Source organism: Rhodococcus sp. IEGM 1307 (assembly GCF_030056915.1).
Lineage (GTDB): Bacteria > Actinomycetota > Actinomycetes > Mycobacteriales > Mycobacteriaceae > Rhodococcus_F > Rhodococcus_F opacus_D.
On record NZ_JASHKW010000002.1, the window covers coordinates 98316 to 120594 of the forward strand.

24 protein-coding genes are annotated in these 22279 nt (G+C 68.8%); 16 read left to right on the forward strand and 8 right to left on the reverse strand.

Translation table 11 applies throughout. The features are described from left to right. Window positions 1–57: 57 nt before the first annotated feature. From QM841_RS04170 to QM841_RS04195, 6 genes are all read left to right on the forward strand, one after another. Window positions 58–717 carry a histidine phosphatase family protein gene (locus QM841_RS04170; protein WP_005566498.1) on the forward strand — a complete coding sequence of 220 codons (660 nt, stop codon included), beginning with the start codon at window positions 58–60 and terminating at the stop codon, window positions 715–717. Next, window positions 714–1313 carry a TlpA disulfide reductase family protein gene (locus tag QM841_RS04175; RefSeq protein WP_005258349.1) on the forward strand — a complete coding sequence of 200 codons (600 nt, stop codon included), beginning with the start codon at window positions 714–716 and terminating at the stop codon, window positions 1311–1313. Before QM841_RS04170 ends, QM841_RS04175 begins: the two co-directional genes overlap by 4 nt. After that, a complete protein-coding gene (locus tag QM841_RS04180; RefSeq protein WP_037233399.1) occupies window positions 1310–2140 on the forward strand; it encodes a cytochrome c biogenesis CcdA family protein in 831 nt (276 codons plus the stop codon). Before QM841_RS04175 ends, QM841_RS04180 begins: the two co-directional genes overlap by 4 nt. Then, window positions 2137–3801, forward strand: coding sequence for a cytochrome c biogenesis protein ResB (gene resB, locus QM841_RS04185; RefSeq protein ID WP_283331026.1), 1665 nt, complete (start codon window positions 2137–2139; stop codon window positions 3799–3801). The genes QM841_RS04180 and resB overlap by 4 nt, the downstream gene beginning before the upstream one ends. Next, window positions 3798–4775 (forward strand): c-type cytochrome biogenesis protein CcsB, encoded by a 978-nt coding sequence (gene ccsB / locus QM841_RS04190; RefSeq protein ID WP_283331027.1) that lies wholly within the window; start codon window positions 3798–3800, stop codon window positions 4773–4775. The genes resB and ccsB overlap by 4 nt, the downstream gene beginning before the upstream one ends. A 94-nt stretch (window positions 4776–4869) precedes the next feature. Next, window positions 4870–6192: a MinD/ParA family ATP-binding protein gene (locus tag QM841_RS04195; protein ID WP_283331028.1), complete on the forward strand. Its 1323-nt coding sequence runs from the start codon at window positions 4870–4872 to the stop codon at window positions 6190–6192. A gap of 47 nt (window positions 6193–6239) precedes the next feature. Here the strand turns inward: QM841_RS04195 and QM841_RS04200 are convergent, their stop codons facing one another. Further along, window positions 6240–6443, reverse strand: coding sequence for a hypothetical protein (locus QM841_RS04200; protein ID WP_009474708.1), 204 nt, complete (start codon window positions 6441–6443; stop codon window positions 6240–6242). Window positions 6444–6621: 178 nt separating this feature from the next. Further along, window positions 6622–6849 carry a BldC family transcriptional regulator gene (locus QM841_RS04205; protein ID WP_005252019.1) on the reverse strand — a complete coding sequence of 76 codons (228 nt, stop codon included), beginning with the start codon at window positions 6847–6849 and terminating at the stop codon, window positions 6622–6624. 187 nt (window positions 6850–7036) lie between these two features. On the opposite strand from QM841_RS04205, the gene QM841_RS04210 reads away from it, so the two are divergent. Continuing rightward, window positions 7037–7414, forward strand: a complete 378-nt coding sequence (locus QM841_RS04210) for a DUF4229 domain-containing protein (protein ID WP_009474707.1) — start codon at window positions 7037–7039, stop codon at window positions 7412–7414. Next, on the forward strand, window positions 7411–8520 hold the full coding sequence (cds1, locus tag QM841_RS04215; protein WP_283331029.1) for an L-cysteine desulfhydrase Cds1: 1110 nt from the start codon (window positions 7411–7413) through the stop codon (window positions 8518–8520). Before QM841_RS04210 ends, cds1 begins: the two co-directional genes overlap by 4 nt. On the opposite strand, the gene QM841_RS04220 is transcribed toward cds1, so the two are convergent. Continuing rightward, window positions 8508–9053: a GNAT family N-acetyltransferase gene (locus tag QM841_RS04220; protein ID WP_105415944.1), complete on the reverse strand. Its 546-nt coding sequence runs from the start codon at window positions 9051–9053 to the stop codon at window positions 8508–8510. The genes cds1 and QM841_RS04220 overlap by 13 nt on opposite strands. A 127-nt stretch (window positions 9054–9180) precedes the next feature. Between QM841_RS04220 and QM841_RS04225 the strand changes: the two genes are divergently transcribed. The 4 genes from QM841_RS04225 to QM841_RS04240 all read left to right on the forward strand — a co-directional run bounded on the left by QM841_RS04225 (window position 9181) and on the right by QM841_RS04240 (window position 11224). After that, window positions 9181–9933 (forward strand): lysophospholipid acyltransferase family protein, encoded by a 753-nt coding sequence (locus QM841_RS04225; protein ID WP_283331030.1) that lies wholly within the window; start codon window positions 9181–9183, stop codon window positions 9931–9933. A gap of 62 nt (window positions 9934–9995) precedes the next feature. After that, a complete protein-coding gene (locus tag QM841_RS04230) occupies window positions 9996–10211 on the forward strand; it encodes a hypothetical protein (protein ID WP_005258323.1) in 216 nt (71 codons plus the stop codon). A 6-nt stretch (window positions 10212–10217) separates the two neighbouring features. Then, complete coding sequence (locus QM841_RS04235; RefSeq protein WP_283331031.1) at window positions 10218–10784, forward strand: Clp protease N-terminal domain-containing protein; 567 nt, start codon at window positions 10218–10220, stop codon at window positions 10782–10784. Between the two features lie 59 nt (window positions 10785–10843). Beyond that, window positions 10844–11224, forward strand: a complete 381-nt coding sequence (locus tag QM841_RS04240) for a phage holin family protein (protein ID WP_009474702.1) — start codon at window positions 10844–10846, stop codon at window positions 11222–11224. Window positions 11225–11236: 12 nt separating this feature from the next. On the opposite strand, the gene QM841_RS04245 is transcribed toward QM841_RS04240, so the two are convergent. Continuing rightward, window positions 11237–12106: a 1,4-dihydroxy-2-naphthoate polyprenyltransferase gene (locus QM841_RS04245; protein WP_280779903.1), complete on the reverse strand. Its 870-nt coding sequence runs from the start codon at window positions 12104–12106 to the stop codon at window positions 11237–11239. A gap of 76 nt (window positions 12107–12182) precedes the next feature. Here QM841_RS04245 and QM841_RS04250 point away from each other — a divergent pair, with 76 nt between their 5' ends. After that, the gene (locus QM841_RS04250; RefSeq protein WP_283331032.1) at window positions 12183–15434 is read left to right on the forward strand and encodes an AfsR/SARP family transcriptional regulator; all 3252 of its coding nucleotides are present in this window, start codon (window positions 12183–12185) and stop codon (window positions 15432–15434) included. 9 nt (window positions 15435–15443) lie between these two features. Here QM841_RS04250 and QM841_RS04255 read toward each other — a convergent pair whose 3' ends face one another. Both QM841_RS04255 and QM841_RS04260 read right to left on the reverse strand, forming a co-directional pair. Beyond that, window positions 15444–16187 (reverse strand): IclR family transcriptional regulator, encoded by a 744-nt coding sequence (locus QM841_RS04255; RefSeq protein ID WP_280779905.1) that lies wholly within the window; start codon window positions 16185–16187, stop codon window positions 15444–15446. Further along, a complete protein-coding gene (locus QM841_RS04260) occupies window positions 16187–17701 on the reverse strand; it encodes an APC family permease (RefSeq protein WP_283331034.1) in 1515 nt (504 codons plus the stop codon). Before QM841_RS04260 ends, QM841_RS04255 begins: the two co-directional genes overlap by 1 nt. Before the next feature lie 226 nt (window positions 17702–17927). Between QM841_RS04260 and QM841_RS04265 the strand changes: the two genes are divergently transcribed. From QM841_RS04265 to tatA, 3 genes are read left to right on the forward strand one after another with little or no spacing between them, the layout of a single operon-like run. Continuing rightward, entirely contained in the window at window positions 17928–19508 is a 1581-nt protein-coding gene (locus QM841_RS04265; protein WP_283331035.1) for a flavin monoamine oxidase family protein, read from the forward strand. Between the two features lie 29 nt (window positions 19509–19537). After that, window positions 19538–20212 (forward strand): Rid family hydrolase, encoded by a 675-nt coding sequence (locus QM841_RS04270; protein ID WP_283331036.1) that lies wholly within the window; start codon window positions 19538–19540, stop codon window positions 20210–20212. After that, window positions 20212–20379 carry a Sec-independent protein translocase subunit TatA gene (gene tatA, locus QM841_RS04275; RefSeq protein ID WP_005252050.1) on the forward strand — a complete coding sequence of 56 codons (168 nt, stop codon included), beginning with the start codon at window positions 20212–20214 and terminating at the stop codon, window positions 20377–20379. The genes QM841_RS04270 and tatA overlap by 1 nt, the downstream gene beginning before the upstream one ends. A gap of 53 nt (window positions 20380–20432) precedes the next feature. Here the strand turns inward: tatA and QM841_RS04280 are convergent, their stop codons facing one another. Next, entirely contained in the window at window positions 20433–21263 is an 831-nt protein-coding gene (locus tag QM841_RS04280) for an ABC transporter permease (protein ID WP_280779908.1), read from the reverse strand. Beyond that, on the reverse strand, window positions 21260–22246 hold the full coding sequence (locus QM841_RS04285) for an ATP-binding cassette domain-containing protein (protein ID WP_283331037.1): 987 nt from the start codon (window positions 22244–22246) through the stop codon (window positions 21260–21262). The genes QM841_RS04280 and QM841_RS04285 overlap by 4 nt, the downstream gene beginning before the upstream one ends. Between the last annotated feature and the right edge of the window lie 33 nt (window positions 22247–22279).

The window sequence follows — 22279 nt, forward strand, 5'->3', positions numbered from 1 at the left end:
GGCAGCCTTGCCGCCGACACCCACCCGCCCTCCCGTCCCGACCCGAGGAACCGCAACGTGACCGAAGCCGATCATCCCGACCACACACAGACCCGCACCATCGTGCACGTGCTCCGGCACGGCGAGGTGCACAACCCGCGAGGAATCCTCTACGGCAGGCTCCCCGGGTTCCGGCTGTCGGTGACGGGTGAGGCGCAGGCCCGCGCGGTGGCGTCGGTGCTGGCCAAGCACGACATCACCCACGTGGTGTCCTCGCCGCTGCAGCGCGCGCAGGAGACGGCGGTTCCGATCGCCGACGCGCACGGCGTCGAGATCGCGACCGACGAGAACCTCATCGAGGCAGGCAACGAATTCGAGGGCCTCAAGGTGTCCGTCGGCGACGGCGCGCTGTCCCGTCCCCGGCACTGGTGGAAACTGCGCGACCCGTTCACCCCGTCGTGGGGCGAGCCGTACCTGCAGATCGCGCACCGCATGCTGGCCGCCGTCAACAGCGCCCGCGTGTCGGCGGTGGGCCACGAGGCCGTCGTCGTCAGCCACCAACTCCCCGTCTGGACCCTCCGCCGATTCCTGCAGGGGGAGCGGCTGTGGCACGACCCGCGGCACCGTCAGTGCGGTCTCGCGTCGCTGACCTCCCTCGTCTACGAGGGCGATACCCTCATCGACATCGTGTACTCGGAGCCCGCGGGCGCGTCGGATCCGAGGGTGACCGGGGCATGAGTCGGGGGCGCTTCGCCGGGCTTCTCGCGGTGATCTGTACGGCCGCGGTGTCGCTGTCGGCGTGTGCGTCCGGCGACGACGCCGTGGCCCAGGGCGGCACCTTCGACTTCGTGTCGCCGGGCGGGCAGACCGAGATCTTCTACGACCCGCCTGCCGACCGCGGCACCATCGGCACGGTGTCCGGACCCGACCTGATGACCGAGGGCAAGACCACCTCGCTCGACGATTTCGAGGGGCAGGTCGTGGTACTCAACGTGTGGGGGCAGTGGTGCGGCCCGTGCCGGGGTGAGGCCAACGACCTCGAGCAGGTGTACGAGGAGACCAAGGATCAGGGAGTGTCGTTCCTCGGGATCAACGTGCGGGACAACCAGCAGGACAAGGCGCAGGACTTCGTGATCGACAACAAGGTGTCGTATCCGTCGATCTACGACCCCGCCATGCGGACGATGATCGCGCTGGGGCAGAACTACCCCACGAGCGTCATCCCCACCACGATCGTGCTCGACCGGGACCACCGCGTGGCCGCGGTGTTCCTGAAGGAACTGCTCGCCGAGGACCTGAAGCCGGTGGTCGAACGGGTGGCGCAGGAATCGTGAGCACCAGCACTACCCTTCTCGCCGGAGGCGTCGGCGACGCCTTCCAGTCCACCGCGGCATCAGGACCGCTGCTGCTCGCGCTCGGTGCGTGCGTCCTCGCCGGTCTGGTGTCGTTCGCGTCGCCGTGCGTCGTGCCCCTCGTTCCCGGATACCTGTCCTACCTCGCGGGTGTGGTCGGCGCGGACGCCCCGGCCGTCACCGCGGAGGAGGCGGCCACCCGCACGAAGACGGTCGCCGACGGTCGGCTGCGGGTCGCGGGCGCCGCGGCCCTGTTCGTCGCCGGTTTCACCGTGGTGTTCGTGCTGGCCACCGCGTCCGTGTTCGGCGCCATCTCGGCGCTCGCGATCAACCGCGACATCCTGATGCGGGTCGGCGGGGTGGTCACCATCGCCATGGGCCTGGTGTTCATCGGCCTGATCCCGGCCCTGCAGCGCGACACGAGGCTCGAGCCGCGCCGCATCTCCAGCCTGGCCGGGGCCCCGCTGCTCGGTGCCGTGTTCGCGCTGGGCTGGACCCCGTGCCTCGGCCCCACCCTGGCGGGTGTCATCTCCCTGGCCGCAGGCACCGACGGTGCCACCGCCGCCCGCGGAGTGGCCCTGATCGTCGCGTACTGCCTCGGCCTTGGGCTGCCGTTCGTGATCCTGGCGCTCGGCTCGTCCCGCGCGCTGCGCGGTGTCGGCTGGCTGCGCCGGAACGCGCGGACCATTCAAATCTTCGGCGGAATCATGCTGGTGGCCGTGGGTATCGCCCTCGTCACCGGCGCGTGGGACCAGTTCGTCGGCTGGGTTCGCGACGCCTTTATCTCGGAAGTGACTCTGCCGATATGAGCGACACCCAGACCCCCGAGGCCCCGGAAGCCACACCGGTGCCCCGCCAATCGCTGCCCGGCCGCGCGTTCGCGGTCGTCCGCAACACCTGGCGTGGCCTCACATCGATGCGCACCGCGCTGGTGCTGCTGTTCCTGCTTGCCCTCGCGGCCATTCCCGGCGCTCTGCTCCCACAGCGCAGCCTCAACGCGGGCAAGGTCGACGAATACATCTCGAACCGGCCGACCCTCGGACCGTGGATGGACAAGCTCGAGCTGTTCGACGTGTTCGGCAGCTTCTGGTTCACCGCGATCTACGTCCTGCTCTTCATCTCCCTCGTCGGCTGCATCCTGCCGCGCTGCGTCGACCACGCCAAGGCGCTGCGCACCCGTCCGGTGCCTGCCCCCCGGAACCTCGCGCGACTTCCGCACCACCACGAGGACCGCGTCGACGAGACACCGGAGGAACTCGCCGCCCGCATCCGCACCCACCTGAAAGGGTGGCGGGTCGAGACCCGCGCGGGAGGGGAGCGCGCCGCGCACGACGGCGAGATCACCATCTCCGCGGAGAAGGGCTACTTCCGCGAGCTCGGCAACCTGGTCTTCCACCTGTCGCTCGTGGCGCTGCTCGTCGCGATCGCCGTCGGCAAGCTGTTCGGCTACGAGGGCAACGTCATCGTGGTCGCCAACAACGGTCCCGGCTTCTGCACCACGTCGCCCGCGGTCTTCGACTCGTTCAAGGCGGGCAACACGCAGGACGGCACCGGCATGACGCCGCTGTGCGTCAAGGTCAAGGACTTCGCGGCCGACTACCTCGACAGCGGTCAGGCCGAGATGTTCACATCCAACATCGCCTACCAGGCCGGCGACGACCTCGAGACGAACACGTGGCGGGACGGACAGTTGCAGGTCAATCACCCGCTGCGCGTCGACGGTGACCGCGTCTACCTGCAGGGGCACGGGTACGCGCCGACGTTCACCGTCACGTTCCCGAACGGGGAAACCCGCACCGAGACGCTGCAGTGGCGGCCCGACGACGCGACGACGTTCCTCAGCAGCGGCGCGATGCGGTTCGACCCGCCCGGCGGCATGTACACGGACACCGACGAGCGCCGGAAGAATCAGATCGCGATCGAGGGACTGTTCGCCCCGACCGCGCTGTTCCACGGCAATCTGCTGGCGTCGAGCTACCCGGCCATGAACGACCCGGCCGTGGCCATCGACATCTACAAGGGCGACACCGGCCTCGACACAGGCAATCCGCAGTCGTTGTTCTCGCTGAACACCGAACTGATCAATCAGGGCCGGCTCGTGAAGCAGGACCGGGTGAATCTGAAACCGGGGGAGAGTTCGACGCTGGCTGACGGCACCCAGGTGCGGTTCGACGGTGCGGTGGACTTCGTGAACCTGCAGGTCTCGCACGACCCGGCGCAGCAGTGGGTGCTGGTGTCGGCGCTGACGATGATGGCCGGATTGCTCGTCTCGCTGCTGGTCAAGCGTCGTCGCGTCTGGGCCCGCATCTACCCCGCGGACGCTTCCGATCTTGACCCACGACGTACTGTAGTAGAGCTTGGTGGACTCGCCCGGACCGATCAGGCCGGCTGGGGCGACGAGTTCGGCCGACTCTGCACCCGTCTGCTCACGGACGACACGAAGCCTGACGCGCAGGAGAGCCAACGATGACGACCAACGAGACACTGGCGCAGTACAGCGACTGGGCCTTCCGATCAGCCTTCACCGTTCTGGTGCTGGCACTCGTGCTGCTCATCGTGCAGTACGCGTCCAGCCGGGCGCAGGCCGTGCAGGACCGGGAACTCGTGTCGGCAGGCTCCGGCGCCCGTCCGGCCGATGCGCCGTCGGTTCCCGGCCGAGTGGTCGAGCAGCCGAAGAAGCCCATGGCCGAGCGCTTCGGCGGCATGGGCGCGGCCGTGCTGGTCGTCGGCACGGTGCTGATCTTCGCGTCGATCGTGCTGCGCGGATTCGCCACCGCACGGTTCCCGCTCGGCAACATGTACGAGTTCGTGACGATGGCCTGCGCGGCCGCACTCGTCGTCGGTCTCGCACTCCTGTCGAAGCCGGCGTACCGGTCGATGTGGGTGTTCCTGCTCGTCCCCGTCCTGATCCTGATGTTCCTCGCCGCCACCGTGCTGTACGCGGACGCGGCGCCCGTGGTGCCCGCACTGCGGTCGTACTGGCTGCCCATCCACGTCACCATCGTGAGCGTCGGTTCCGGTGTGTTCCTGGTGTCGGGCATCGCGAGCCTGCTGTTCCTGCTGCGCATGCGGTACCCGCGCGGCGAGGAGGGAACGGGCGTGTTCGCGCGGATCGCGGAGCGGCTGCCCGACGCGCAGACCCTGGACCGGCTGGCGTACAAGACCACCATCATCGGGTTCCCGCTGTTCGGCGCGGGTGTCATCCTCGGCGCCATCTGGGCCGAGGCCGCCTGGGGCCGATTCTGGGGCTGGGACCCCAAGGAGACGGTGTCGTTCATCGCCTGGGTGATCTACGCCGCCTACCTCCACGCCCGCGCGACGTCGGGCTGGCGCGACACCAAGGCTGCATGGATCAACGTGGCGGGCTTCGTCGCGATGCTGTTCAACCTGTTCATCATCAACATGGTGGTGTCGGGATTGCACTCGTACGCGGGCCTCAACTGACGGTAGTCACCGACTGATATCCTTCCGCCGCGACGTCTCCGACCGGTGTGATTCGGTGGAGACGATGGAGACTTCACGAGGGGGATGTTCAGCCATGTCCGAAAACAACGCCGGCATGTGGGAGCCGGTACGGCCTGCATCGAATCCGCCCGGGGACGACCACGCATCGGCCGCCGCGTGGAACGCCGCGCGGCAGGCCCCGTACGTTCAGCCGCAGGGTCCCAACCCGTTCGCGCAGCCCGGTGCCCAGGCCCCCTCCGCCGCACCCGCGCGGCCGCAGACCCAGGCCCCGGCTACCGCTCCCGTCCCGCAGCAGGCCCCGGCCCCTCAGCAGGCCCCGGCCCCGCAGCAGACTCCGGCTCCCCAGCAGGCGCCCGCTCAGGGAACGTTCACGCCGCCGCAGCAGGCGCCGGTCCAGCACGCGCCCCAGCATCCCCGCCCGAACAACACGAATGCCGATCAGCAGTACGCGGTGTCGGCGCGTGACCTGTCGACGTCGCTGCTCCTCAAGCAGGTCAAGCCGGCCCCCACCACGGGGTGGCGCAAGGCGCTGTACCAACTGTCCGGCCGCTACATCAACGTCGGCAACAGCGCGAAGGAACAGCGTCGGATCGAGCTGACCAAGCAGGTCAACCAGCCGCTGCAGGGGTGCTACAAGATCGCGCTGCTGAGCCTCAAGGGCGGAGTGGGCAAGACCACCACCACCGCGACCCTCGGCTCCACGTTCGCGTCACTGCGCGGCGACCGCGTCATCGCCGTCGACGCCAACCCCGACCGGGGCACGCTCAGTCAGAAGATTCCCCTCGAGACCCCGGCCACAGTGCGCAATCTGCTGCGCGACGAGCAGAGCATCGAAAAGTACAGCGACGTCCGCAGTTACACGTCGCAGAGCCGGCACCGGCTCGAGGTGCTCGCGTCCGACAGCGACCCGGCGGTGTCGGAGGCGTTCAGCGCGGACGACTACTCGCGGACCGTCACGATGCTCGAGAAGTTCTACAGCATCGTCCTCACCGACTGCGGCACCGGACTGATGCATTCCGCCATGCAGACCATCCTCGAAGAGGCCGACGCGCTCGTGGTGGTCAGCTCGGGCTCCGTCGACGGCGCCCGCAGCGCCTCCGCGACCCTCGACTGGCTCGACGCCCACGGATACCGCGAACTCGTGTCCCGGTCGGTGGCCGTCGTGAACGCGGTCCGACCACGGTCGGGCAAGGTGGATCTGCCGAAGGTCGTCGAGCACTTCGAGCAGCGGTGCCGCCTGGTCCGGCTGATTCCGTTCGATCCGCACCTCGAAGAGGGCGCCGAGATCGAACTCGAGCGGCTGCGTCCCAAGACGCGCACCGCTCTTCTCGAACTGGCGGCCGCGGTGGCGTCGGACTTCCCGGCGTCCAGTTTCGCGCTACAGGATCGTCGCTGAGGCAATGACGCCGAGGGTGCCGGATCGACCGGCACCCCGGCTTCGGCTCACCCGGCGGGGTCCGCCGGACCGGCCTCGGGTTCGTCGGACTTCTTCCGACGGGTCTCCCGATCCACCTTCCAGAGGAAATCCGGATCGTCGTCGGGTCCCTGCACCCGATTGCTGAGCACGGGCCTGGTGTTCGGGCCGAATGCCTTCCAGAGCAGGACCGCCACTGTCACGAGCCCGATGAGTGCCAACAGATAGATCACCGCGCACCTCCTTACACCGCTCGAGGGTAGCCGGTATCCCTGAGCGTAGCCGCGTCGGCGGCAGAGGGCATCTACCCGGTCGCAGTGCGTCCCGGGTAGTGCGGTCGCGGTCAGCCCTACGGCCGCCCGCCCAGCGTCAGGGTCGGCCCGCCCAGCGTCAGGGTCGGCCCGCCCAGCGTCAGGGTCGGCCCGCCTCCGTGGTGAGGGAGCGGAGCAGCTGCATGACCTCGGCCTCGCGGAAGCGGCGGTGCCCGCCGGGGGTGCGCAGCGATCCGAGCCGGCCCGCGTGCGCCCATCGCGTCACGGTCTTCGGGTCGACATGGAACAGGGCAGCCACCTGGCCCGGGGTCATGAGGGCTTCGTTGGATCCGCTGAATCCGGGTCCGTTGTAGGTGGGTGCGCTCATCGACGGTCCTCCACTGCTTTCGACTGGTCTGTGCTGAAGCCGGCCGCTGTTGCGACTGAACTCGGTCATCGTGACATCTGGCACCCCGGGTACTCGAACGATCTAATGTTGGTAAAGGGGAGGTAATAGACAAATCGGATAAGTCGGACGTGTGAGGGGTGGCCTCGGCGATGGGTAACCTGGGGGCGTGAGTGAGTCATCCGAGAAGCCAGAAGACCAGGTCGAGCGCCCCGTCGCAGCCGATTCGAGCGCACCGGCGAAGCCGGACGGGCGGGTGACCAAGGGGCAGCTGGCGCGCGACGTCGCGATCTATTCGATCGCCCGGCTACTGCTGGTCGTCGTCATCGGTGCCATCATCCTCGGGGTGGCCGCACTCGTCGGAGTCGCCGTGCCGCTGCTCGTCGCGGCCATCTTCGCGGTCCTCATCGCCCTCCCGCTGTCGCTGCTGCTGTTCGCGAAACTCCGCCGGCGGGTCAACGAGGGGATCGCCGCGTTCGACGCGCAGCGTCGCGCCGACCAGGCCGACCTGCGTGCCAGGCTCCGCGGTGAGGGCACGTCCCGGTGACGGACGGCGACTGCGTCGTCATCGACCGGAGCTTTCCGCGTGACTGGGTGGACAACGCCGTCCGCCTCATCGACGCCGACGCGCAGCGCAGCGCCGACACACACCTGCTGCGGTACCCGCTGCCCGTCGAATGGGGTGTGCAGCTCTATCTGAAGGACGAGTCGACCCACATCACGGGCAGCCTCAAGCATCGCCTGGCCCGGTCGCTGTTCCTCTACGCGATCTGCAACGGATGGATCACCGAGGGGACGACGGTCATCGAGGCGTCCTCGGGGTCCACGGCCGTCAGCGAGGCGTACTTCGCGAAGATGCTCGGACTCGACTTCGTGGCCGTCATGCCGCGCAGCACGAGCAGCGCGAAGATCGCCCTCATCGAGGCGCAGGGCGGTCGCTGCCACTTCATCGACCGGCCGCCGGAGATCTACAGCGAGGCCCGACGGCTCGCCGCGGAAACGGGCGGTCACTTCATGGACCAGTTCACGCATGCGGAGCGGGCCACCGACTGGCGGGGCAACAACAACATCGCCGAGTCGATCTACCACCAGATGATTCGTGAAGAGCACCCGGTGCCGGAGTGGCTCGTCATGAGCGCCGGCACCGGCGGCACCAGCGCGACGCTGGGCCGGTACATCCGCTACCGCAGACACGCGACCCGGCTGCTCGTGGTGGATCCGGAGAACTCGGCGTTCTTCGGCGGCTACGACACCAACTCCTGCGACTACGCGACGGGGATGCCCTCGCGCATCGAGGGCATCGGCAGGCCGCGGGTGGAGCCGTCGTTCGTCGGGCAGGTCATCGACCGGATGATGCGGGTGCCCGACGCCGCGTCCATCGCGACCGCTCGGCACGCCAGTTCGGTGCTGGGCCGCCGGGTCGGCGGCTCCACGGGCACGAACCTGTGGGGTGCGTTCACCGTCGTCGCGGAGATGCTCGCGGCCGGACGGTCCGGCAGTGTGGTCACGATCCTGTGCGACGGCGGCGAACGCTACGCGGACACCTACTTCGACGACGACTGGGTGGCCGGGGAGGGTATCGACCTCACCGGTCCGGCCGCGGTGCTCGACCGCTTCGCGGCGACCGGGGAGTGGCCCGGTCAGCCCGGCTGAGGCGCGGTCGCGGCGGTCCGCACCGGCGCCGTCACCGGGCGGGACATCGTGACCCGCGGCCATGCGGCGAGGCCGTGCCTGGCCTCGTCGGCGCGGATGCGCGACAGACCCGGGGTCAGGGTGTCTTCGGGCAAGGGGCGGAAACCCAGCCGCTCGTAGTAGGGGGCGTTCCACGGGACGTCGACGAACGTGGTGAGGGTGAGGGCGGGCAGTCCGCGGACGGCCGCCCACGACGAGATCTCGTCGAGGAGCAGGGCGCCGAGCCCTTGGCGGGCGTGGCCGGGGTGGACCGACACCTGCTCGATGTGGGCGGCCCCGTCGACCACGGCGACGAGTGCGTATGCGACCGGGGCATCGTCTGCGTCGACCGCAACCCAAATGCATTCCAGCTGGAGGTATTCGGTCAACTCGTCGAGTGTGAACGGGGGATCGTCGGCGACGGCGTCCATTCCGATGTCACGAAACGGCGCACCCGCCGCGATTTCGATGTCTTGCAGAACGGGCAGGTCGGTGGAAATGGCCGGGCGGATCACAGGTCTTTTGTACCCGAAATCGTGCTGTTCGCACAGTTTCCCTGCACTTTCCCAAAACTTACTCCACCGTAGGCTACGCAACCGTAGGTTGGTAGCCTGGCGATAGGACGACGGAGCGGGGACGAGGATGGACAAGCCCGAGGTAACTCTCGAGAACTACGAAGCGGTGTACGCGTACTACCGCGACCATCAGCAGAATCGAATGCTCGCCAAGCTGGCGTACGCGTCGCTGTATGCGAAGTACCGGCCGCGGGTCGTGTACGCGAACGACGCGAAGGCGCAGCTGGCGGGGCTGGTGAAGTCCGGCAGGGTGCTGATCGTCGCCACCAATCACATCACCCACAGCGATCAGTACACGCTTGCGGCCACGGCATGGAACACGCCGTTGCGCCGCGCGATCGGACGCACCCGGGTGCTCGCCAAGGATGAATTGTTCGTCGACCCCGACCTGCACAAGAAGGTCGACATGATGGGCGGCATCCCGGTGTTCCGCAGCAAGAACTACGGACTCCGGGCGGTCGCCGACGCGGGCCGGCTCATGATGGACATCTCCGCCGAACGGCTGTGTCGCGGTGACAACCTGGCAATCTTCCCCGAGGGCACGTGCAACGAGGACGACCCGACCCGCCTGCAGCACATCAACAGCGGCATCGGTCACATCGCGAAACGTGCGGCGGATCGCGGAGTCTCACCCGTCCTGCTGTCCATCGGCCTCAGTTACGGGCCGGACGCCCACGGGCCCGACCCCGAGAACGTGAAGTCGGCCAGCGTCTTCGTCGGGGAACCGCTGTTCGACCTCCCGGCGAAGCCGATGGACATCGCCCACGTCGTGCAGAAGGAACTGCAGATCGCTGTCGACGGGGCGGTCGCCGCGTACTGACGGCCCCCGAGATCTGTCAAGGAGGGTTGACACCCGGTCGGTGTCAATCTAAATTGACATGCATGACCGAAGCAACCACGCTCGCCGCAGCCGCGGGCAGCCCCGACCCCGCCGAGGGGCTGCGGGCCGTGCGTGCGCTGCGGCGTCTCCTCGAACGGCTCGAGGCCATCCAGGTCGCCAACGCCCGCGCCCAGGGCTGGTCCTGGCAGGCGATCGCCGATTCCCTCGAGGTGAGCAGGCAGGCCGTTCATCAGAAGCACAATCGGAGAGGGAGGTAACGGCGCATGTTCGAACGATTCTCGACGGACGCTCGGGCCGTGGTGATCGGCGCGCAACAGGAAGCGCGCGTACTGAAGTCGCCCCAGATCGGGCCCGAACACCTCGTACTCGCGCTGCTGTCCGTGCAAACCGAACCCGTCCACGGCATCCTCGCCGACGCCGGCATCGAGGAGGAGAAGTCGCGATCGACCGTCGCGACGCGCGGCACGGCGTTGAGCGACGCCGACGCGGAAGCGCTCGAATCGATCGGCATCGACCTCGACGCGGTGCGTCAGAGCGTCGAGCAGAACTTCGGCAAGGGCGTCCTCGATCCCGAAGAGCCGTCGGAGAAGCGCGGGTGGTTCGGCCGGAAGTCGGGGCACATCGGGTTCACCCGCGACGCCAAGAAGGCGATCGAACTGTCACTGCGGGAGGCGCTGGCGCGCAAGGACGATCACATCGGCGCCGAGCACATCTTCCTCGGAGTGCTGCGAGTGGCCGACGGCACGACACGGGAGATCCTCGAGGTCCAGGTCGGTGTCGGCGAACTCCGCCGTCGCGTGCACGCGGCACTCGACGACCGCGCCGCCTGACCGTCCGGTCCCGGGTTATCCGGTTCCCGTTTGTCCGAACGGTGTGCCAGCATGCACCCATGACCTTCTTGGTACGCCTCGTCATCAACGCGTTCGCGATCTGGCTGGCGGCAGCCTGGGTGTCGGGCATCGACATCTCCAGTTCGGGCAACGGAACCGGATGGGACATCGTGGTGCTGCTCGGCATCGCGGCGGTGTTCACCGTCGTCAACATCTTCGTCAAACCACTGGTGAAGCTGCTGTCGCTGCCGTTGCTGATCCTGACGCTCGGCCTGTTCACCCTGGTGATCAATGCCCTGATGCTGCTGCTCACCGCATGGCTGAGCTCCCAGACCGATTACGGCCTGACCGTCGACGGCTTCTGGACCGCCGTGTGGGGAGGCCTGATCATCTCGATCGTCAACTTCATCCTCGGCATCGTCCTCCCGGACGGCGACTGACCGGGCGGCCGCTCAGGCGACCGAGAGGGCCACGGCGGTGGCGGCGCCCCAGATCAGCATCGCCAGCCCCGAATCCCGAAGCGCCGGAATCAGTGCGAGGCCCAGGCCGCCGGAGCGGACCGGCGCGTTCGCCCGGACCGCGAGAGGCAGCGCGAGCAGTCCGACGAGCGACCAGGGGGTGCGCAGCACCAGGACCAGCGTCACGACGAACGGGACCGTCAGCGTGACGAGATGCAGGATTCGGGTACGCGAGTCGCCGAGCCGGACGGCGAGCGTGCGCTTGCCGGACTCGGTGTCGGTGGGAATGTCCCGCAGATTGTTGGCGACGAGAACCGCGCTCGAGAACGAACCGACGGCGATCGCGGACACGAGACCGGCCCAGTCCACCGTCTCGGCCTGCACGTACTGGGTGCCCAGCACGGCGACGAGACCGAAGAACACGAAGACGGCGACCTCGCCGAACCCGCTGTACCCGTACGGCTTCTTGCCGCCGGTGTAGAACCAGGCGCCCACGATGCAGAGGGCGCCGATGAGCACGAGCCACCACGCGGTGGTGGCGGCGAGGGCCAGACCGGCCACCGCGGCGACGGCGAAGCAGGCGATGGCCGCAGCCTTCACCGCCGACGGTTTCACCAGCTTGGACCCGACGAGCCGCAGCGGGCCCACCCGCTCGTCGTCGGTGCCGCGGATCCCGTCCGAGTAGTCGTTGGCGAAGTTGACGCCCACGATCAACGCGAGAGAGACCACCAGTGCCAGTACTGCCTTCCACCACACCGCGCCGCCGAGCGACGCCGCGGCGCCGGTGCCCACGAGCACCGGGGCGATCGCGTTCGGGAGGGTGCGCGGACGAGCGCCTTCGATCCATTGAGCAGCCGTTGCCATGCACCGATCTTTGCACCGTGCGAGAAGACGCCCGCACCCACGCCGTGCAATACCATCGAACGCGGTGGACCAGCACATGAGCGTGGACGAGAGAGTGGCACCGGCAAGCACACCGATCCAGGTCGCGTTGTTGGGTGAAATATCGACGTGGCGATCGGGCGTGCTCGCGCCGCTGCCCGGCACCCGCGCGCGCAGCCTGCTGGTCGCTCTCGCCCGCGATCCCGGCCGGAGCCGGTCGGCGCAGGCCCTCATCGACGAGGTGTGGGGCGAGGATCCGCCGCGGTCCCCGATGAATGCGTTGCACACGCAGGTCTCCCGTCTGCGCGCGGCGTTGCCGGACGGAGCGCTGGAGATCGGCCCGGCCGGGTACCGGCTGGCGGTGCCCAGGGATGCCGTCGATCTGGCGCGCGCGGAGGACGTGGTACGCCGGCTGCAGGGCCGGGGGAACGGTCGCAGCGTCGGGCCGGACGAGATCCGCGATGCCCTCGCGTTGTGGCGGGGCGACCCGGGCGCGGACCTTCCGGGCGGTGCCGCCGCAACGGAACTCGCCGCCGATGCCGCAGGGGTCCGGGGGCAACTCGAGGCCGCGGAACTGGCGGCGCTGGTGGCGGTCGAAGACTGGGACGCCGCCCTCCCGAAGGCGCTGGCCCACGTCGCCGCCGAACCTCTGGACGAGCAGGGGCACGCGCACCTGATGCGGGCGCTCGCCGGGCTCGGGCGGGACAACGAGGCGCTGGACGTGTTCGCGACCTTCCGCAAGCGGATGGTGTCCCGGTTGGGGGCCGATCCGTCGCCCGCGCTCGTCGCTCTGCACACCGAGATCCTGCGCGGCGGACGTCCCGGTGCCGTGGCGGCTCCGCTCCTCGTGTCGCCGGATCGGACGGCGATCGGGCTCCGCGCGGCACCCAACGCCCTCCTGGGACGCGATTCGGACATCGCCGAGATCGAGCGGTCGCTCACGTCCTCGCGCGTGGTGACCATCCTCGGGCCCGGCGGTGCCGGCAAGACGCGACTCGCGCACGAACTGGGTGCGCGGGCAGCCACGGGGACGTCCGTGGCCCTGGTGGAACTCGCGTCGCTGCGCAGCAGCGAGGACGTCGTCGCGGCGATCAGCAGCACACTCGGGCTCAGCGAGGTCGACATCGCGCCGGGCCGGCTCACCGTCAGCCGCGTCCATTCGGCGCGGGAACGGCTCCGGGAAGCGTTGTCGGCGGGGCCGATGCTCCTGATCCTCGACAACTGTGAGCACGTCATCGGCGCGTGCTCCGAGGTCGTGGCCGACCTGGTGGCGGCCGGCGACCAGCTGACCGTCCTCGCCACCAGTCGGTCTCCCCTCATGCTCGCGTCCGAGGCCGTGTACCCGCTGCCGCCGCTCGCGATCGACGACGAGGACGCGCCCGCCGTGCAACTGTTCACGGCGCGGGCTCGCGCCGTGCGGCCCACCGCGCGCCTCGACCCGGAGACGGTGCGCAGCGTCTGCCGCACCCTCGACGGTCTCCCGCTCGCGCTCGAACTGGCCGCCGCCCGGGTGCGCAGCATGAGTGTCGAGGATATCGGCCGACGGCTCGAGCATCGGTTCGCGCTACTGCGATCCCACGACCCGACGTCGCCCGAGCGGCACCGCACCCTGCACGCCGTCATCGACTGGAGCTGGCAGCTTCTGGGTGAGCAGCAGCAGATCGCGCTGCGCAGACTCTGCCGGTTCCCGGCCGGGTTCACCCTCGACGCCGCCCGGACGATCGCGGAGTGGGACGGCGTCGACGATGTCGTGGACGCCGTCGAGGGCCTCGTCAACCAATCCCTGCTGTCCGTATCGGAGACGTCGGACACGCTGCGCTACTACATGCTCGAGACGGTGCGCGAGTATGGCGAGGAACAGCTCGCGGCGGCCGGCGAGGGGACGGAAGTGTTTGCTCGCCAAGGAGTCTGGGCAAGCCAGTTCGCGTCCGAGGCGCTCCGCCGGTGCCGCGCCGACCAGGTCGCGCTCGCGGACGACATCGACGCCGACCACGACAACCTGCTCGCGGTCCTGCGGTGGGCGGTCGAGCGCGACGACGCCGAGACGGTGGCGACCGTGTTCCCGGTGCTGGGCGGCCTGTGGGCCATCCGGGGTGCGCACTCGGAAGTGATGAACTGGACCCCGCGGATTCTCGGGTCGACGGCGGACGCCGACCTGACGGACGTCGGTTCGGAATTGGTGGCGTACACCTTCCTGCTCGCGGCGATGCACCTGGTGTTCGGTGGCCAGACACGCACGCTCGCCCGTGCCCGGATCCGGCTGCGTCACGTGCTCCGGGAGCGCCCCGACCTACCGTCGGTCACCGGGTTCGCGGTGCAGCTCATCCTGTCGCTGGGTTCGGGTCGGCGGCTGGCGAGGATCGTCGCGGAAGGCGTGCGGTCCGAGGATCCGGAGACCCGCGCGGCCGCCCTCTCCGCGCGGGCCAGCATGCGGGAGAACCTCGGCGACTTCCGCGGCGCGATGAAGGATGCGACGACCGTGTCCGGACTGTGCGGGGCGATCGGTGACGTGTGGGGCACGGCGATGGCGTCGCAGTTCCTCGGTTCACTGCAGAGCCAGTCCGGTGAGTACCGGGACGCGGTGCGGCACTATCAGGATGCTGTCGAGGGCATGCGGAAGCTGGGTGCGCAGGAGGAGGCGGATCAGCTGTGGGGCTTCCAGGCCTCCGCGCTGATCGCCGCCGGTGACGTGGAGGCCGGCCGGAAGGTTCTGGCCGAGACGGTACTCGAGCATCGCGGTGCGGGCACCGGGACCGACGACCACCAGCCGGACGAATGGCGGGCCGCCGCCACCGGCAGTCTCGCGGAAATCGATCTCGCGGACGGCGACGTCGAACGCGGGCTCGCCCGTTACCGTGAGGCGCTGGACATGGTGTATCCCCGGATGCTGTCCGAGCCGTACGCCGACCCGTTCGGAATGATGCTGGCGGCGTCGGTGGTGTGCGCACATGTACTGCACGGCCGGTCCGAGATGATGATGGAGTTCGTGCCGAAGCTCGCGGAGGCGGCGCTGTCGAGGCTGGGACAGGATGCCTACCAGGATCTGCCGGTCACCGGAACCGTCGCGGCCGGTGTGGGGTGCTTCGAACTCGCTGCCGGTGACCAGGATCGGGGCCTCGCCCTGCTGGCGTTGTCGGTCCGGGCCCGGGCCCGGCAGGACATCGCGTCGCTGCGACACCCCCGGCACGTCGCGTTCGCAGTCGAGCGCGTGGGGGAGGACCGCTGGGAGGCGGCGCAGAAGCGGTTCGGCGGCTGGTCGCGTCGCGCGGTGCGCGCCGAAATCCTGGACATGCTCGCCGGTTCGAGGTGAGTGCCGGCCTCAGGCAGGGACCCGGCCGCTCACCCGGGCCGCACACGATCGCAGGAGGTCGGTGAGTTCGGGATCGTCGACGGCCAGGCGTCCGGTCTTGCCGATCGCCGCAAGGCATCCAACCACCGCGTTCTGCGCATCGTGCACCGGGACGGCGACGGCGCTGCGGCCCACCCGCACCTCGTCGACCTCTCGGGCCGAGCCGGTGTGACGGACGGCGTCGAGTTCGCCCCGCAGCGCGGCGATGTCGGTGACGGTCCGCGACGTGACCCGGCGCAGACTCGGCGGCACCAGGTCCGGACGGGACGCGAGGAGGATCTTGCCGATGGCGGACGCGTGTAGGTGCGCGGCGATCGTGTTCTCGCCGCTGAGTTCGTGGTCGGGGTCCCGGTCGATCAGTCGCACCCGGCCGCCGGTGAACGACGCCAGATGGATCCCGAAACGCACCTGCCCCCGCAGTTCCTCGAGCACGGCGTGGTGGTCGACCGGGTCCGGTGCCGCCTCCGCCCCCGCGAGCTGTCTGGTCCTGCGGCCCAGTGCGAACCCGGACAGGTCGGCGATCCGCACCAGATAGCCGTCGGCGGTCAGGAGATTGAGCAGCCGGTACGCCGTGGCCTGGGGGATCCCCGCGTGTGCGGCGATGTCTCGCGCGGTCGCCCCGGACCCGAGCTGAGCCACGGCCTCGAGCAGGGCGAGTGCCTTCTGCACGGCGCGTGGTTCGTGGCCCGCGATCTCCCCGGCTCGGGCGCCCATCACCGGGACCCGGGGGTACGTCCAGCCGCCGTCAACGCGAGGTTTCCGGCGGCGTCCGTGGCGAACACGCCGGCTCCCGGCAGCACATCATCCGTTTCCGCCGTGTCGAACACACCCATCGACCGCAGACTCGCCGGGTGGCGCCATCGCAGGTACAGCTGCCACGCCGAACCCGACAGCAACAGGGTCAGCACCACGGTGGGGACCATCGCGAAGCCGTGGGCCACGTTCACGAACAGCATGTAGGCCAGGACGATTCCGCCGGCGGCGCTGCCCGCGACTCCCGCCGACAGGACGAGAGGGGTGTGTTCCCCGATGCGGCTGAGGAACCGCACCGACGCCACGGCGACCAGCACGTACGCCGCGACCACCGCGGTCCTGGCGATCAACTGCACGTGAGAAAATCCGGTCGATTTGCCGACGACGGCGAATGTCGCGGCACCGACGCACACGGCGCACACGATGACCGCCAGCGCCGCGTACGGGGTGCGGTAGCTCCGGTGCACCCGGGCGAACAGACGCGGCACGACTCGTTCGATCCCCATCGAATACAGCAGGCGCGACGCGGCATTCGACGACGCCATCGCCGACGCCAGCCACGACGTGCTCAACCCGAGGTTCAGGGCGATCACCACGGCCGGGGCGACCCCGGTGCCGGTGCCGTGCAGATACGCATTGACCAGGGTATCCGTGCGACCGGACCACGCGGCCCACGCCGAGAAGATGAACAGGCCGCCGCAGATCATCGGCGTGAGCATCACGGTGCGGGTGACGGTGGCGAGCGGGCGCTTGGCCTCCGGACCGAAGAACGTGGCGCTCTCGAAGCCGGCCAGGGCGAACACCGCGGCCAGCGTCATGAGCAGTGGCCCGTACGCGGAATCGGACGGCGGCACGGCGGCGTGCTGGCCGCCCGCACCGGTCACGATCATCAGACCGACGATGAACAGCAACGAGCACGATTCGACGGCGAGGATGGCGAGGGCCGCGAACCGCACCCCGCGGACCAGGCAGCCGAGGATCACGATCGCGATCCCGGCGTACACGAGGAGACGTTCGGCGGGTTCGCGCAATTCCAGCCCGAAGAAGCCGAGCGTCGCGATCACGGCCTGGCCACCGTGGTACAGCGTCATCACCGCACTGCCCACGTACTTGGTCAGCATGGCGACCCCGGCGGTCAGCGCGGCACGCGTGCCGAGGCCTTGGAACACGAAACTGTAGAGGCCGCCCGCGGCCGCCATGCGTCGCGTGAACTGCGAGACGCACACCGCGATCAGGGACACCACCACCGTGGCGACGACGATCGTGATCAGACCGCTCAGCAGCATCTGGTGGGTGAACATGGTGACGGGCAGGACCACCATCGACACCGCCGGAGCCGTCGTGGCCACCGACTGGGCGAGAACCTCGAAGCCCGACAACTGCCGCCGGCCCAGCGCACGCAGCGGCGACACGGCCTGACGTTCGGGCTCGCCGGTGGCGAACGAACGCGCGATGGCGTCGGAAAGGGCTGACATGCGCGTGAAACTAGCCGGGTCGTGTTGCCGAAAAGTTTCGGTTTCGGGTCGAACTCCGCTTCGGGAGTGAGAACGGCCCGCGTCCGTTCTCGCTCGCCGGCCTCAGACTGTTTCGCTGCCGACAACTTCCCGACTCGCGTTCCTCCCAGGATGAATCCGGACAAGTTACCCGGGTCGCCGGGCGCAAGAATGGGAGCGCGAATTGGCATTCACACGTAGATCTTTCATGAAGGGCCTCGGGGCCACCGGGGGCGCGGGACTCGCGTACGGCGCGATGTCGACGCTCGGGCTCGCACCGTCGACCGCCGCTCCCGCCCGCGCGTTCCAGCCGCTCGCGGCCGGCGACCTGATCGGGAAGGTGAAGGGCAGCCACTCCGTGGTCGTGCTCGGCGGCGGCCCCGCCGGCCTGTGTTCGGCGTTCGAACTGCAGAAGGCCGGATACACGGTGACGGTCCTCGAAGCTCGCACCCGGCCCGGTGGCCGCGTCTGGACCGCCCGGGGCGGTACCGAGGAGACCGACCTGAACGGCGAGACGCAGAAATGCACGTTCTCGGAGGGGCACTTCTACAACGTCGGCGCCACCCGCATCCCGCAGAGCCACATCACGCTCGACTACTGCCGCGAACTCGGCGTCGAGATCCAGGGTTTCGGAAACCAGAACGCCAACACGTTCGTGAACTATCAGAGCGACACGTCGCTGTCGGGCCAGTCCGTCACGTACCGGGCCGCGAAGGCCGACACGTTCGGCTACATGTCGGAGCTGCTGAAGAAGGCCACCGATCAGGGCGCCTTGGACCAGGTGCTGAGCCGGGAGGACAAGGACGCGCTGTCGGAGTTCCTCAGCGACTTCGGTGACCTGTCCGACGACGGCCGCTACCTCGGATCCTCCCGTCGCGGTTACGATTCCGAACCCGGGGCCGGCCTGAACTTCGGCACCGAGAAGAAGCCGTTCGCGATGCAGGAAGTGATCCGCAGCGGCATCGGCCGCAACTTCAGCTTCGACTTCGGCTACGACCAGGCGATGATGATGTTCACCCCGGTCGGCGGCATGGACCGGATCTACTACGCGTTCCAGGACCGGATCGGCACCGACAACATCGTCTTCGGCGCCGAGGTGACGTCGATGAAGAACGTGTCCGAGGGCGTCACCGTCGAATACACCGCCGGCGGCGCGAAGAAGTCGATCACCGCCGACTACGCGATCTGCACCATCCCGCCGCACCTCGTCGGACGACTGCAGAACAATCTGCCCGCCGACGTGCTCACCGCGCTGAAGGCGGCCAAGCCGTCGTCGTCCGGAAAGCTCGGCATCGAGTACTCGCGCCGGTGGTGGGAGACGGAGGACCGCATCTACGGCGGCGCATCCAACACCGACAAGGACATCTCGCAGATCATGTTTCCGTACGACCACTACAACTCCGACCGGGGTGTGGTCGTCGCCTACTACAGCAGCGGCAAGCGGCAGGAAGCGTTCGAGTCCCTCACGCACCGCCAGCGGCTCGCCAAGGCGATCGCGGAGGGCTCGGAGATCCACGGCGAAAAGTACACCCGCGACATCTCGTCGTCGTTCTCGGGCAGCTGGCGGCGCACCAAGTACTCCGAGAGTGCCTGGGCCAACTGGGCGGGCAGCGGCGGCTCGCACGGCGGGGCGGCCACTCCCGAATACGAGAAGCTGCTCGAACCCGTCGACAAGATCTACTTCGCCGGCGACCACCTGTCCAACGCGATCGCGTGGCAGCACGGCGCCCTGACGTCCGCCCGCGACGTCGTCACCCACCTCCACGAGCGCGTGGCCCAGGAAGCCTGACCTTCCCCTCGAACAAGGAGTTGTGAACTGTGAAGTCTTTTCGTACCAAGGCCGTGACCGCCGCGCTCGCAGCGTCCGCTCTGATCGCCGGGGCGACGTCGTGCTCCTCCGAGGAGGCGGCGGCGGAAGCGCCCGGCAGCACCTTCGTGTCGAAGTCCGTTCTCGAAGCCGGCGAGGCGAATCCGATGATCGCGCAGGGTGTGGCCATCGGTGGCGGCACCGCCGTCTACAAGTCGAGCGGCATCGGCCCGGGCGCGTCCAACAAGGCCGCACCCGAGGGCACTCCCGAGTCGTACATCGACACCGACGTGTTCGCGGGCGGCGCACTCCCGGCCGGAGTCACGATCACCGAAGCGCAGGGAATCAACGCGCTGAAGCGGATTCGCGACAATCTCGAGGCACAGGGGCTGACGCTCGAGGACGTCGTGACCATGCGGGTGTTCCTCGACAACGCCCCCGGCACCGACCGCGCCGACTACGCCGGCTGGAACCGCGCCTACCGGCAGTTCTTTGCGAACACCAACCTCGGCACCGGTGACACCGAACTGGTCCCGCTCGGCACCGCGGAACCGGCCGCGCCGATGGAACGGAACTCCGCGCGTCCCAGCCGGTTCGCGCTCGAGGTCGCGAGCCTGCCCGCCGCGGGCTGGCTCGTCGAGGTCGAGGTGGACGCCGTGTACCCCGACGGTGAGGAGCCCCAGTAGTGGGGGCGCTGAGCCCGAGCCACTGGGCGATCATCGCGGTGGTGCTCGTGGTGCTGTTCGGGTCGAAGAAGCTTCCGGACGCCGCCCGCGGCCTGGGCCGGTCGATGCGGATCCTCAAGACCGAGGTGGGGGAGTTGCAGGCGGACGCCCCCGAACTGGAGAAATAGGCGAAGCGAGCCGGTGGACCCCGCGTCCACCGGCTCGCTTCGTTCTTCGGGTGTCAGGCCTTACGCATGTACGTCCGGACCGTCAGCGGTGCCATGATCGCGACGATCACGGCGGCGCCGAGCAGCGACCACACGACGTGGACACCGAAGTGTCCGTCGTTGACGAGTTCACGCACCGCGGTCACGACGTGCGACACGGGGTTGACGTTCACGAACGCCTGCATCCAGCCCGGCATCGTGTCGGCGGGCACGAACGCGTTCGACATGAACGTCAGCGGGAACAGGATGAGCATCGAAATGCCCTGCACCGACGACGCTTTGCTCATCAGGACACCCATCAGTGCGAAGATCCAGCTGATCGAGAAGGCGCAGACGATGACGAGCGCGCCGGCCGACACCACCCCGACGACACCGCCGCCGGGCCGGTACCCCATCGCGATACCGACGGCGAACGTGATGGTCGTGGCAATGCCGTACCGCACGACGTCGGCGAGGAGCGCACCGGACAGCGGCGCGATGCGGGCGATCGGCAGGGACTTGAAGCGGTCGAAGACGCCCTTGTCCATGTCTTCCCGCAACTGGGTGCCCGTCACGATCGACGTGGTGATCACCGTCTGGACCAGGATGCCCGGGATGATGATCGGCAGATACGACGCCACGTCGCCGGAGATGGCGCCACCGAAGATGTACGTGAACATCAACGTGAAGATGATCGGCTGGACGACGACGTCGAACAGTTGCTCCGGGTTGTGCTTGATCTTGAGCAGTCCCCGGTACGCCATGGTCAGCGTGTTCGCGACGGACTGCTCGAGGCTGATCCGGTTCCGGGCCTCCGGAATCGGTCGGGGGCCCGCGTGAGTGCGGGATTCGAGGGTGGTGGTCATGCGACGCTCCGTTCGGTGTCGGCCTCGATGGCGTCTGCGCCGTGGCCGGTGATGGTGAGGAAGACCTCGTCGAGACTCGGCTTCTGGACGGTGATCTCGTCGACGGCGATCCCGTGGTCGCGCAACCGGATCAGGAGTTCCACGGTGAGCGACGGATCGGTCATCGGCGCGGTGAGGCGGCCGATCTCCGGCGTGATCGCGACCTCCACACCGAGGGTGTGGGCGATCACCGACCGCGCGTCGTCGGTCTGCCCGCGATCGACCAGGGTCAACTGCAGTGAGGAGACGCCGACGGACGCCTTCAACTCGTCGGCCGTGCCGTCCGCGATCACCTTTCCGCGGTCGATGACGGCGATCCGATCGGCCAGCTGATCCGCCTCGTCGAGGTACTGCGTGGTGAGCAGCACCGTCGACCCGTCCGCGACCAGCCTGCGGATGGTGTCCCACATCTGGGCGCGCGTCCGAGGGTCCAGACCCGTCGTCGGCTCGTCGAGGAACAGCAGCGGGGGATGGGCGATCAGGCTGGCCGCCAGGTCCAGACGTCGACGCATGCCGCCCGAGAAATTCTTGAGCGGCTTCGTCGCCGCCTCGGTGAGGTCGAACTCCTCGAGCAGTTCCGTGCACTTGCGGCGGGCATCGCCCCGGCTCAGACCGAGCAACCGGGCGAAGATCACCAGATTTTCGACCGCCGACAGGTCCTCGTCGACGGACGCGTACTGGCCCGTGACACCGACCAGCGAGCGCACCGCGTTCGGTTCGCGCACCACGTCGTGGCCGAAGATGCGGGCCTCGCCGCCGTCCGGACGCAACAGCGTCGCAAGCATCCGCACCGTCGTGGTCTTGCCGGCGCCGTTCGGGCCGAGCACTCCGTACACCGACCCGGTCGGGACGGACAGGCTCACGCCGTCGACGGCGCGCTGACGGCCGAAGAGCTTCACGAGCCCGTCGGCCTCGATGGCTGGGGGAGTTGCAGTGAGGTTCATGCCGTAGACGATGCAGCCCACCCCTTGCAGCGG